Origin of the sequence: Acinetobacter sp. YH12098 (assembly GCF_013419235.1) — a bacterium.
In the GTDB taxonomy this organism is placed as follows: domain Bacteria; phylum Pseudomonadota; class Gammaproteobacteria; order Pseudomonadales; family Moraxellaceae; genus Acinetobacter; species Acinetobacter amyesii.
Window position 1 is genome coordinate 1 of record NZ_VPAO01000061.1, and the last position, 11,721, is coordinate 11,721.

The following is an 11,721-nucleotide window of genomic DNA, read 5'->3' on the forward strand; positions in this document are numbered from 1 at the left end:
GGAAGCAGATGAAATATTATTGGCGAGATTTTCAAGTCATGACAGCTGATAAAATAGAGCAATGGGTGGAGAAAGTATCAAACCAATTCGGAAAAGAATACATGTTTACTTTTTAATGACAACTTATTAATTGTGGCTCTCCTTTTTGTTTATAACCGCAAATTGAAAAATGATAAAACCCTACGTTCACTGCAGGAAAACTTCGATCGTGCGCGGTTAAAACTGGCTGAAACAGAGTCGCAACAAGATGAACTGAATTATGAAATCAGTCAATTACGCATTCAAAACAGTGGCTTAAAAATCCAAGTCGATAAAGTAGCGAAATATCAACATATTGTGGATATTGAACAATATGTTGAGTATCGAACTTTACAGGCAGATGGCTTGTTAGAAGTCACCAAAGCCAATGCAGATATCATGTTGAATGATATTCGCGCCAAGATCGAACAAGTGCGTCAGTATTTGAGCAAATATCAAGAAAAAGCCAAATTACAAACGCAGGAACAAGCCCGTGCCGAGTTAAAAGGTTTATATAGCCAAGCGCTGGATCAGCAGCATTTGGAAAACATCAACCGTGCTTTGGACAACAAAATACGGGGCTATCAGTCAGCGTTCTTTTTGCCTTTACAGAGTATTTTAGATCAGCTGATGGATGGTATGAATGAATCTGCGGCAAAGCAAAATTTGACTGCGGTACGTTGCAAAATGATTGATGCAATGGAGCAGCAATCGACTGCAAACTGTAATTATGTTGATGAAGAACGTCGTTTGGCTGCGATGCAATTATTTACATTGGTGTTTAATAGTCGTGCTGATTTGTATTTAGCCCAATTAAATACCAAAAACTTAGGTGAGCTATTGCAGGCTTTGGCGGATGATTTCACCTTGCTCAATGCGCATGGTGTACATTTTAGTCAGGCACGGGTACTCGACAGTTATCTACAATTACGCTTAGAAGAATTGAAAATGGCAGCTTTGGTTTTACATCTCAAAGAAACTCAGGCCCACATGGATGTTGTGGTTTAATTTGAATTGTTATCAGAAAGATCACTTCGGCGGTCTATTTCTGATTAAAGAGATTTCGCTAATGCAAATTGCAACAATTATCCGTTAATCTAAGTCAACAGAATAAAATTCATAAACGATAAGGGAAAGTACAATGACTCGTGATTTTAAACAATTTCCAGATGATGATAATGGCAATGTGCTGTGGCAGATGCAGCAAGATGGTGATGATTTATCTGTGCCGCACGAAATCGAATATTCAATTGCCTTTTCGAACGAAGCGCAGGCTGAACAGTGTGCATTGTATTTATTGAAAGAAGAGCAAAAAATTTCGTTGTTCCAAGATGAAGAATCAGATCGCGTGGAATGGATTATCACGGTCTATGTCTATATGGAACCTGATTATGAAGATATCGTTGATTTAGAGCAGTGGTTTATTAAAATTGCGGAACAACATTCGGGCGAATATGATGGCTGGGGTTGTATGGCTTATATCTATGAAGATGATGATCTGGAAGAAGATGAAGCACAATTGAGCTAAGTCTCACTATTGCATCTTTAGCAACAAGAACCCAGTCTTTCAACTGGGTTTTTTATTATTTAAATTTTAGAGAAATTGTGTAAAATTTTGATTTTTCAATATTTTTATAAAAATCAATATAAATGCAGCTCACAAAACATAACACGGCATTGCGTTAAAGTGATGGGATCAATCTGTAGGATTCACTATAGTATTGAACAGCAATGACCTTTCTCGCATGTCTCAAAGCTGTTTCATTTAGAACGTTTCAGTGTGATAAAAATGGACGATAAAGCGAGGGTGAATGCATGTGGATGATTCAGTGAAAACAATGACAAAAGGACATCATCATGAGCAATACTGTTCGATTACATCGTGTTTTTAGTGCGCCTGTAGAGCGCGTTTATCGTGCCTTTGTGGAGCCAGATGCTTTGGTTAAATGGATGGCACCGCATGGATTTACTGCCCATGTGGAGCATTCGGATGTGCGTGTAGGTGGCTCGTACCGCATGTCGTTTCAAAATTTTTCAACGGGAACCACACACGCTTTTCATGGTGATTATCATGAAGTCGTGCCGAATCATTTACTGCGCTATACAGACCAATTTGATATGTCAGAGTTAGCCGGTGAAATCGAAGTTACTGTTGAGTTTAAAGCGGTCTCAGTAGGAACCGAAGTGACGATTGTACAGGCAGGATTGCCGAGCGTTATTCCACCTGATGCCTGTTATTTGGGTTGGCAGGAGTCTTTACAGTTGCTGGCTTTTTTAGTGAATCCAGCGATCCCCGATGAATAATTTGAAGAATGATCGAAAAACTGTAAATAGATGATGGAGGGCTTAATGACTGTACACATTAAACGTATTTATGATGAGATAAGCCCAGACGACGGTAAACGCATATTAGTCGATCGCTTGTGGCCGCGTGGTATCAGGAAAGTGAGCGCAGAGCTAGATTTGTGGCCGAAGGCATTGACTCCATCGACAGATTTACGTCGTTGGTATCATCAAGACGAGGCAATGGCTTCTCGTTGGGACGAATTTAAACAGCGCTATTTGCAAGAAATACAACCCAATCAAGCCGAGTTAGAACAACTGCGCGCATGGGAAAAAGAGGAGCCACTGACCTTACTCACAGCGGCCAAACATATGGATAAAAATCATGCGCATATTTTAAAAGCGTTGATATTAAACACCTCATTAGAGATCTAAAATTTAAACCGCTAAGTGCTGTGGCGTTGTGTTATTTACATCGTCATAACTTCACTAAACCATAAGATATTTATGGTTTTTAAGTTTATGAAATACATAAAAATGTTATATTAAGATTTTATGGATTTTTGCATCCATCTTTTTTTGAGGTCTTTTATGTCTTTACCCAATTGTCCCCAATGTAATTCTGAATATACCTATAATGATGGCGATTTACTGATTTGTCCTGAATGTTCACATGAATGGCGTGAAGGCGAAGGCGCTACAGATGAGCAGGTGGTGATTAAAGATGCCAATGGCAATGTATTGGCCGATGGCGACACGGTTACTGTGGTGAAAGATCTTAAAATTAAAGGCTCATCGTCAGTGGTGAAAGTTGGTACCAAAGTTAAAAATATTCGCCTTTTAGTCGATGCAACAGATAGTCATGACATTGACTGTAAAATTGATGGTATCGGGGCTATGAAACTCAAATCTGAGTACGTGAAAAAAGTTTAAGTTTCGTTTTTGTTCGGTCTAAAGCAACCTTCAAGCACCCTAAGCGAAGTCAACACTTGGCTTGGGATGTCTACTAAAACATGAAATTGATATCTAATCCGCTATAGATTTTACTTTTCAGCCTGCATAATAGAAGCATTACAGGTTTGAAATGTCTTTACTATGCCGCATATTCATTTGGAATATTCCAATAACCTTGAGCTTGAGCCTCGTCCTTTACTTAAAGCGCTGAACGCTGCCTTATTTGAATCGGGTCATGTCAGTGCCATCAATGATATTAAGAGCCGTGCTGTCGCTCAACAAGATTTTGTTGTGGGTTTTGATGAACACGCTCAACATGCGTATATGCATGCCAAAGTTTCATTATTGACGGGTAGAACGGTTGAAGTTCAAAAGCAAATTTCATTGTTGTTATTGGACGTGTTGAAACAACATGTCACAGCTTCAGCAATAGAAGTGCAACTTTGTGTGGAAATATTAGAAATGAATAAAGCGACGTATTCAAAGCAGATCGTCAGTCCTTAAAGCCTTTATTCAATGCGTTGAGTAATGCAACTCTATTCACAAATTCAGCATGATGAAAGAATGATGAAATCCGACTTCGGTCGGATTATTTTTTATTGGAATTATTTATTAAAAATCATTTTCTTAGTGATTAAATTTTAAGCCTTTACACTGATCAAAAAAGACATTGAAAAATGTGACCGAGTTCATTTATATTCTGTAGATCAGGTTGAATTTCCAACAACAAATCCTGATCGAATAATAGATAAAACAATGAAAATGAAGGGGTAACATATGTCGGGATGGTACGAGATCAGTCATTCTAATGATCAGCAGTTTCGTTTTGTATTAAAAGCAGGGAACGGTGAAATCATTTTAACGAGTGAATTATATAAAGCGAAAGCATCAGCCCAAAACGGGATTGAGTCTGTACAAAAGAACAGTGCAGATGACAGCCGTTTTGAACGACTGACGGCCAAAAATGGCAAACCATATTTCAATTTGAAAGCGGCAAACCATCAAATTATTGGGACCAGTCAATTTTATGCCAGTGAGCAATCGCGAGATAAAGGCATTGAATCAGTTAAAACCAATGGTGCAAGTACCCAAATTAAAGACCTAACGGCTTAAATTTGAAACAACCTGATCGAGACAGTCTTAGCAGGATGAACAAAACCTGAAGGCTCGTCAAAATCACAAGATCAAAAGCAATATGGTTCTCAGATAAGCGCTGTTAGGTAGGATGCTATTCAATCTAGATCAGGCTTATTTGACGGTACATGGAAGTACCACAACTTCACTGGCTAGAGTGGTGAAAGATGAATAAGCAGAATCATATTTTGTATTATGGGCTCATTGCGATCTTGATCATCGTCATGGGTTGGATGATTGCGTCTCCGTATTGGGTGTTGTATCAAATACGTCAAGCCTATGAGCACAATCAACCTGAAAAAATTGCTCAATATATCGATTTTGCGGCAGTCAAATCGAGTCTAAAACCACAAGTTGAAGACCTCATTCAACAGAAAACTGGGCTACAGCATTTACCCGAATTTGCCCAGTCTTGGGGTGGGCAGCTCAGCACAGTCCTCAGTGCAACGCTAGTCGACAGTCTGGTCAATCCAACCAGTATCATGCTGCTTTTACAAGGCAAAGCATTAAAAGAGTCGATCCAACTACCAGAAATAACCAAACTGACCAATCCGAGCATGATTAGCCCAGGGATTGAACTATTCACGCATGCTGAAAATAAGGTCGCAGAACAACCTTATGCGTCAACACTATCCAAAAATGACGAAACTGCAACCGCTGTTGCTTTAAAGCAAAGCCAGCCACTTGAACCCAAAGCCAGCTATAGCGCTTGGAATCGATTTGATCTGTATGTGCCGCTCCAAGGCCTAAGCGAAGAAAAATATACCGTATTTAGTATGCAACGCCGCGGTTGGAGCTGGAAGATCGTTAAAATTCAACTTCCAAACGCCGCCCAGAACAATGCTTCATAAAAAATAAAATAAATAGGTGCCAGAGATGCAAGATAAAATCAAAATAGTTGGTGACCAACAGGCCGCTGACGAAATTCTGCAATTTTTAGCCAATTGGGATGAGGTCATCTGCCAATTGAAAATTGAAAATATTGCTGAATCCTGCGCAGCAGATGTGTACTTTTTTGATGCCAGTTGTGAAATGCGTGGCTTAATGGCATATCAAAAAATGTGGGAATTTTATCGGGAGTATTTTCGTGAAGGCTTAAAGGTATTTAGGCGGGAATTGGTCATCCATGCAGATCCTGATATTGCCTTTCTGCACTGTTATTCCAAAATTGATGATCAGAGCGGGATACCGACGCCGGGGATCTCGTGGTGTCGTAATACCATTGGGATGAAAAAAACGCAGTCTCAATGGAAGATCGTTCATCAACATATTTCTGTTCCCGTGGATATTGTGACTCATCAAAGTAAAGTGATTACCTTTTAATTCCTCTCGAAACGCAGTATGAAAACAGAGCTATAAAGCTCTGTTTTTTTCTTTGCAAATCATTACATGAAATGCGTATGCAGCCCTAAAACTTCAGCCTAAATTAAAAATAATGACCATCGTTCAGAAGGGCTTTGTTGCACAAATATTTAAAATGAATACTTCCTCAATTTACTAAAATTTAAGTCACAACTCGGGTAACCGCATTCGCTTTTATACAGGCGTTGCGCTTAGAGGTCGTAATAGTGTTGCGTTGTGAAGTTTCTATATTTTAAATCGGCAGCCGAATCAAATGGCTGCAAATGACTATAGATGATATGAGTCTCTTAAAAGGACTGGCGGCAGATTTGATGAATACGCTCAGTGATGAAAATGTGAAGCGAAAAAAATGTGAGGAGATACAGCAACTGAATGATTCATCTTCATAATTTCAAATGATGCAGCAGATCTTTTTAGGCTGGAGTTTCGGTGAAAAGCATTTTAAGATGGTTCTAATATAATTATTTTGAGCCAAAGACATGAACAAAAATAATGTCATCTGGCAACTTCTATTGGGCTACGTTGCTGCATTGGGTTGTAGTGTGAGCTTTGCTCAAATTCAAGGAAACTATTTTTCACATAAGGATTGGGAAATCGCTTGTGATAATACGGGGACTTGTCGCGTTGCAGGTTATCAAGCGGAGGGCAATCAGCCCGCTATTTCTGTGTTATTACAACGTGCCGCGGGCGCTCAAGCGCAAGTCAGCGCACGAGTAAAACTCGATCCTGAAACCTTCAATGCGGCAAATCAACCACTTCAACTTTATATTTTAGGTAAAAATCAGGGAACTGTGCAGCTTGATGCCAAAACTGCGGAAGGTCAGTTAAATGCAGCTCAAACTCAAAAACTGATTCAAGCCTTACAAGCCAATCAACCGATTGTGTGGAAAGGCAACAACAAAACATGGTTATTGTCCGTACAAGGTGCTAGTGCGGTTTTGCTCCGTATGGATGATTTTCAAAAGCGAATAGGGACAAATTCAGCATTATTACGTAAAGCCAATAGCAGTTCGGTTAATGTACTCAAACCGAAAAGTATTCCGAAAGTGAATATTCAAAATTACAGTAAAGGCTTACAAACACGGTATGCCGTCAATGCGCCCACCGCCAAACAATTATTTGGATTGATAAAGAAGAAAACGACAGTGGAAGATTGTCCTCAACTCTTTGATGCAAATTTTTTAGAGGATGATCGGGTCGTGGTGTTTCCAATCAATGGGAAAAATGCCTTGGTCGAAGTGCCATGTTGGCGTGGGGCATATAATACTGGTAATGGTTATTGGCTGATGGATCGTAACTTAAAGCAAATCAAACAATCCGTGACTTTTTCTGGAAGTGGTTTTAGCGAAGGGCAAATTTTCTCCAATCAACGTGGACGAGGCATTGGAGATTGTCATAGTACAGGGGAGTGGTCGTGGAATGGTCAGCGCTTTATCCAAACCTATATGGCAAAAACCACACAGTGCAAAGGATTTGCTGGTGGTGCATGGGAAATTCCAACTTTGGTCTATCGAGTTCAACTCGACTCTTAATTTGAAAAAGCCCTGATATTCAGGGCTTTAAATGATGCAGGGTTTTATTCTATCCGGTTTAAATAAATAACCGAGAACTTTAAAAACGTTTTGGAATTTTCTGTCCGCCGATAACAGGTGATTCAGCGATTTTCAACACACCAAATAGCCATGTTTCGGCATGATGAACAGCCGTTTTGAGCTCATCGCCTAAGGCTAAACGCCCTGCAATAAAACTCGCCAATGAACAGCCCGAACCGTGATATTCCCCATCCAGACGTGGACAACGAGTTTCAGAGACTAATTTACCCTGAACGTACAACGAGTTTTGGATATAGTCTGGCGTATTTTCATGCCCACCTTTTACTAATACCGCTTGAGCGCCCATTGCAAAAAGCTGCGCAGTTGCCTTAGAGATATCCTCTTCACCTGTGAGCGCACGTAATTCTACGGTATTGGGTGTAAGCACCGTGGCAAGAGGAATCAGTTCTGCAAAGGCTTTGACCAACGTTGCTTGATCGCCCAAAGAGCCACCACTATTGGCAACTAAAACGGGGTCGAGAACATAGTGATATTTGGGATGTTTACGTAAAAACTCAGCGAGAGCCGCGATATTTTCAGTCGTTCCTAACATTCCTGATTTTACACAGCGAATAGGGAGGTCACCGACGACGGCATGTGCTTGAGCCAGCAATAACTCACGAGAGGTTGCTTCAAACGAATACACTTGTTGTGAGTTTTGAACGGTTAATGCTGTACACGCAATGGCAGCATGTGCGCCACTTTGACCAATGGCTTCAATGTCCGCTTGCAGTCCTGCACCACCTGAAGGGTCAAGACCTGAAAAGCACAGTACAGTAGGGCGCACAATGATGTCCTTATTACACAAAATTTGCGATAGTATAGGCAACTTTGAGCGAACACTCGATAGTATTTTTGCAGAAGTGATTGGATAAGGTAAAAGCTGTGATTAAGAATATATTGATCGATCTCGATGGAACATTAACAGATCCAAAAGTTGGCATTACCACTTCAGCACGCTATGGACTGGCGAAAATTGGACATCCCATTTCGGATGAGACCAATATCGACTGGATCATTGGACCACCTTTGAAAGCCTCTTTGGCCAAAATCCTCAATGTCGATGTGCATAATGTACTTGCAGATCAGGCTTTACTTGGCTATCGCGAGCGCTTTGCCGTTACCGGTTTATTTGAAAATAAAGTGTATCCTGCGGTTGCCGAAACTCTAGCAACTTTACAACAGCAAGGCTTTCACTTGTACGTCGCTACAGCAAAGCCGACGGTCTATGCCCGCCAAATTTTAGAACATTTTGATTTGGCACAATATTTTACTGTGATCTATGGCAGTGAACTGAACGGTGAGCGCACCAACAAAGGCGATTTAATTGAATACATTTTGCAGCAAGAACAGTTGGATGCGAAGGAATGTGTGATGGTGGGAGACCGTGAGTACGATATTTTAGGCGCACGCCGTAATGCAGTGCAGAGTATTGCTGTGAGCTATGGTTATGGTAGTGCAGAAGAAATTCAAACGGCTGCACCAGCGCTAGTAATAGACTGTTTTAACGATTTGATTTCGAGTATTGAGCAATTGCAGCAGCAGAAAGTGTCGTAGTTGCACTGAACCTTGCGAATGAAGCTGATTATTTAAAGATAATCAGCAAAATGAGCAAGATCAGCCCACAGAAAAACCATTTGAGCAAAGGAGACTCATCATTTTTGATGGATTCTGCTTCGAGTGCGATGCCATGTTTATCGTAGACAAAGACAAAATGTGCATTTGCGCTTAGAGCCATTTCTAGAATGGCTTGTAGCTCGAGTGCGCTGACTTCTTCACTTAAGCGTTCTTTTAACTGAATAAAAATAACCGGCTGTCCAAACTCATACCACTTGAAGTGGATCTGTTGTATGAGTTGGTTGAAGCACTGTTCTGCAACATGATAGTTTCGGACAAAACTTCCGCGTTCTATAAAAGCCAGAGGGCAGTTTTGTTCAGCTACAATTTGATGATCGCGCGTTAAAATTTGCATTTGATCATAATGGATCTGTACCCAAACAGCGTCAGGAAAAGACGCTAATTTTTCTTTTAACATCACTTTTAGATTTCATTATTTTTTTAATTGCTAGTAGTATGTCATTAAAATTTAGAGAAAAATATAGCTGAGATATAAAAAACACATCGATCTATCGAGTTTTTGTTTAAAACGTCTTTCGCAGTTTTGTCACTTTGAATTTTTACTTCCACGATTGAAATATCTAACGCTTAAGTAGGTTTTTAAAACCATTATCCTTTTTCTAGAAAACTGTTTCTCATATGATTTATGTAATCGATCTTGTAACTGTTTCAGGCTTTTGAAAAAATTCAGACAGAAAACAATAAAGCTGAATGCTATGTCCAAATCATTTTTATTCCCTAGTCAGTGGCTCAAACCTTTGCACCCACGTGATCCACATGAGCATCATCGTGTCGCGACCTCTTTAGAATTGCTTTTTGACTTGATCTTTGTCGTGGCGATCGCAACAGCAGGGCAGCAACTGCATCATGCCATTGTTGAAAATCATTTAGCTCAGGGTTTAACGCTGTATGGCATGGTGTTTTTTGCCTTGTGGTGGGCGTGGATGAACTTTAGTTGGTTTGCTTCGGCGTATGATAATGATGATGCGCTCTATCGAATCTTAACTTTTGTTCAGATTATTGGTTCTTTGGTCATTGCTGCAGGTATTCCAAGCGCTTTTCAAAAGCAGGATTTTGACGTAATTGTGATTGGTTATGCCATTATGCGTCTGGGCTTAGTTACAGCAGTGGTTTCGCGTTGCAAAGCATGATCTGTCCCGTCGGAAAACAGCATTACGCTATGCTTTTGGCATCATACTGGTGCAAGTGGGGTGGCTGTTCTTTCATTTTTCACCGCTGCATTTCACCATTTATCTTTTCATTTTGCTCGCAATTGCTGAACTGTCTGTGCCAGTTTTTGCAGAAGCTGCAAGCCGTACACCTTGGCATGCGCATCATATTGCAGAGCGATATTCACTGCTCACCATTATCGTTTTAGGCGAATCTATTGTCGGATGCTCGATTGCTATAACCGATGCATTAACAAATCAGCGTTTTAGTACTGAACTGATCTTTTTGATGGTAGGCGGCCTGATGATGATGTTCACCATGTGGTGGTCTTATTTTGATACCAGTATTGCAGAGCGTTTAAATAGCCGCAAAATGGCATTTACATGGGGCTATGGGCATTTCTTTGTCTTTATTAGTATTGCAGCGATTGGTGCTAGTTTAGCTGCGGCAGTCGATGTGGTTTCGCATGAGGCACTGATTAGTTCTGAAAAAGAAAGCTACTTTGTGGCGATCAGCCTTGTGATTTATACGACAAGTTTATATTTACTCCATGAATTGCATCATCAAAGTGGTTTTAGAAAACTTTTATATCCTTTAACCGTGGTGATTGTTTTGTGTATTCCGTTGTTTATCACACCCGCAGGTTATGCAATATTTGCGATGGCAGTGGTATATGCATTGAGGTTGATGTTTACAAAATGCTATTTAAAATGAAGGTTTATTGTCATGGTTCCGTCTGTGATGAAGGGACTATGACCTTGGTTTGATGATAGTATTCGTCCGTAATCTTCATAACGATAGTTATTTTTAGCTTGTCTATTGTGTAGTTTGAATGTGAGGAAGGTGTGATTTGAACAAATAAGAAAAATAAATATATCTCTTAATGGTGTACTCCCAAATGAAAAAGGAGAGGAATAAGCTAACAGGTACGTAAAGAAAATAGCTGTTTTCTAATCTCGATAGAAAAGCCAATGGAATAGTGAATAAAATTACTAAATAGAGTAAAGGCAGGTGATATTTTCGTTGCCATATTCTCCCGTGGATCAATTCATGGTCAAGACTGAATTGGTCTCTATTGGAAATTACTGTAGGGATGGACTGGATAAAATTAGGTTGTTTGAGCAGCGTTTTAATTTTCTTTTGTACAAGATATCCATCAATTAAACAGTAGATTATGAAGATAATCGAAATTGTATGATTAAAAATTATAAGGGGGTAAAAGCATATGCTGAATATGACCAAGCTATTAAATGTTAGTGCTTTAAAATAGCAGTAATGACATGTTCTTGTTGCAGCAATGAGTGTTACTGGAAGCGTAATGATGATTGCGATAATGAGTAGGTAAAAGCGTTGTATGAACAGGTAATACATGCCGAAAAGAAGCCCCATAATAATAACGCATATCCACGACCTATAAATCAGTGAATTTTCTTTTGTTGTTGTATTTATTATTATTTCCATGCTTTAGATTTCTTTCATAAGTCATTTTTCACTCAGCTCTAAGTTATAAATTCCAGCAATTAGATTGAATCTCAATGCTAGTCTTTTGCCTCGATTGCGATATCGCTCAGCAAGAATTTTGAAGGTTTTC

13 protein-coding genes and 3 pseudogenes are annotated in these 11,721 nt (G+C 39.7%); 13 read left to right on the top strand and 3 right to left on the bottom strand.

The window, feature by feature from the left end; all coding sequences use genetic code 11:
- The 11 genes and pseudogenes from FTU38_RS15765 to FTU38_RS15815 all read left to right on the top strand — a co-directional run.
- Positions 1 to 116, top strand: a pseudogene (locus tag FTU38_RS15765) (transposase); the annotation flags it as partial.
- A 16-nt stretch (positions 117 to 132) separates the two neighbouring features.
- On the top strand, positions 133 to 1,026 hold the full coding sequence (locus FTU38_RS15770) for a hypothetical protein (RefSeq protein ID WP_218954730.1): 894 nt from the start codon (positions 133 to 135) through the stop codon (positions 1,024 to 1,026).
- A 133-nt stretch (positions 1,027 to 1,159) separates the two neighbouring features.
- A complete protein-coding gene (locus tag FTU38_RS15775; RefSeq protein WP_168378552.1) occupies positions 1,160 to 1,546 on the top strand; it encodes a ribonuclease E inhibitor RraB in 387 nt (128 codons plus the stop codon).
- A 329-nt stretch (positions 1,547 to 1,875) separates the two neighbouring features.
- Entirely contained in the window at positions 1,876 to 2,322 is a 447-nt protein-coding gene (locus FTU38_RS15780; protein WP_180111794.1) for an SRPBCC family protein, read from the top strand.
- 45 nt (positions 2,323 to 2,367) lie between these two features.
- The gene (locus tag FTU38_RS15785; protein WP_180111796.1) at positions 2,368 to 2,736 is read left to right on the top strand and encodes a DUF488 domain-containing protein; all 369 of its coding nucleotides are present in this window, start codon (positions 2,368 to 2,370) and stop codon (positions 2,734 to 2,736) included.
- A gap of 156 nt (positions 2,737 to 2,892) precedes the next feature.
- Entirely contained in the window at positions 2,893 to 3,234 is a 342-nt protein-coding gene (locus tag FTU38_RS15790) for a zinc ribbon domain-containing protein YjdM (protein WP_180055548.1), read from the top strand.
- 162 nt (positions 3,235 to 3,396) lie between these two features.
- Complete coding sequence (locus FTU38_RS15795; protein ID WP_180055547.1) at positions 3,397 to 3,759, top strand: 5-carboxymethyl-2-hydroxymuconate Delta-isomerase; 363 nt, start codon at positions 3,397 to 3,399, stop codon at positions 3,757 to 3,759.
- 273 nt (positions 3,760 to 4,032) lie between these two features.
- Positions 4,033 to 4,368 (top strand): YegP family protein, encoded by a 336-nt coding sequence (locus FTU38_RS15800; RefSeq protein ID WP_078191118.1) that lies wholly within the window; start codon positions 4,033 to 4,035, stop codon positions 4,366 to 4,368.
- A 188-nt stretch (positions 4,369 to 4,556) separates the two neighbouring features.
- On the top strand, positions 4,557 to 5,240 hold the full coding sequence (locus FTU38_RS15805; protein ID WP_180111798.1) for a DUF2939 domain-containing protein: 684 nt from the start codon (positions 4,557 to 4,559) through the stop codon (positions 5,238 to 5,240).
- 25 nt (positions 5,241 to 5,265) lie between these two features.
- Entirely contained in the window at positions 5,266 to 5,712 is a 447-nt protein-coding gene (locus FTU38_RS15810; RefSeq protein ID WP_218946117.1) for a nuclear transport factor 2 family protein, read from the top strand.
- Positions 5,713 to 6,230: 518 nt separating this feature from the next.
- Positions 6,231 to 7,283, top strand: a complete 1,053-nt coding sequence (locus FTU38_RS15815; protein ID WP_180111800.1) for a DUF1176 domain-containing protein — start codon at positions 6,231 to 6,233, stop codon at positions 7,281 to 7,283.
- Between the two features lie 79 nt (positions 7,284 to 7,362).
- On the opposite strand, the gene FTU38_RS15820 is transcribed toward FTU38_RS15815, so the two are convergent.
- The gene (locus FTU38_RS15820; protein WP_180111802.1) at positions 7,363 to 8,130 is read right to left on the bottom strand and encodes a hydroxymethylpyrimidine/phosphomethylpyrimidine kinase; all 768 of its coding nucleotides are present in this window, start codon (positions 8,128 to 8,130) and stop codon (positions 7,363 to 7,365) included.
- Positions 8,131 to 8,228: 98 nt separating this feature from the next.
- Between FTU38_RS15820 and FTU38_RS15825 the strand changes: the two genes are divergently transcribed.
- Positions 8,229 to 8,900, top strand: coding sequence for an HAD-IA family hydrolase (locus tag FTU38_RS15825; RefSeq protein ID WP_180111803.1), 672 nt, complete (start codon positions 8,229 to 8,231; stop codon positions 8,898 to 8,900).
- A 28-nt stretch (positions 8,901 to 8,928) separates the two neighbouring features.
- Here FTU38_RS15825 and FTU38_RS15830 read toward each other — a convergent pair whose 3' ends face one another.
- Positions 8,929 to 9,378 (bottom strand): hypothetical protein, encoded by a 450-nt coding sequence (locus FTU38_RS15830; protein WP_180125008.1) that lies wholly within the window; start codon positions 9,376 to 9,378, stop codon positions 8,929 to 8,931.
- 298 nt (positions 9,379 to 9,676) lie between these two features.
- Here FTU38_RS15830 and FTU38_RS15835 point away from each other — a divergent pair.
- Positions 9,677 to 10,844: pseudogene (locus tag FTU38_RS15835) on the top strand (low temperature requirement protein A).
- 768 nt (positions 10,845 to 11,612) lie between these two features.
- Here FTU38_RS15835 and FTU38_RS15840 read toward each other — a convergent pair.
- Positions 11,613 to 11,721: pseudogene (locus FTU38_RS15840) on the bottom strand (IS5/IS1182 family transposase); the annotation flags it as partial.

Bases quoted from the DNA above. Each gene is read 5' to 3' on its own strand.
- FTU38_RS15775 (WP_168378552.1), top strand. From the start codon at position 1,160: ATGACTCGTGATTTTAAACAATTTCCAGATGATGATAATGGCAATGTG.
- FTU38_RS15780 (WP_180111794.1), top strand. From the start codon at position 1,876: ATGAGCAATACTGTTCGATTACATCGTGTTTTTAGTGCGCCTGTAGAG.
- FTU38_RS15785 (WP_180111796.1), top strand. From the start codon at position 2,368: ATGACTGTACACATTAAACGTATTTATGATGAGATAAGCCCAGACGAC.
- FTU38_RS15790 (WP_180055548.1), top strand. From the start codon at position 2,893: ATGTCTTTACCCAATTGTCCCCAATGTAATTCTGAATATACCTATAAT.
- FTU38_RS15795 (WP_180055547.1), top strand. From the start codon at position 3,397: ATGCCGCATATTCATTTGGAATATTCCAATAACCTTGAGCTTGAGCCT.
- FTU38_RS15800 (WP_078191118.1), top strand. From the start codon at position 4,033: ATGTCGGGATGGTACGAGATCAGTCATTCTAATGATCAGCAGTTTCGT.
- FTU38_RS15805 (WP_180111798.1), top strand. From the start codon at position 4,557: ATGAATAAGCAGAATCATATTTTGTATTATGGGCTCATTGCGATCTTG.
- FTU38_RS15810 (WP_218946117.1), top strand. From the start codon at position 5,266: ATGCAAGATAAAATCAAAATAGTTGGTGACCAACAGGCCGCTGACGAA.
- FTU38_RS15815 (WP_180111800.1), top strand. From the start codon at position 6,231: ATGAACAAAAATAATGTCATCTGGCAACTTCTATTGGGCTACGTTGCT.
- FTU38_RS15830 (WP_180125008.1), bottom strand. From the start codon at position 9,378: ATGTTAAAAGAAAAATTAGCGTCTTTTCCTGACGCTGTTTGGGTACAG.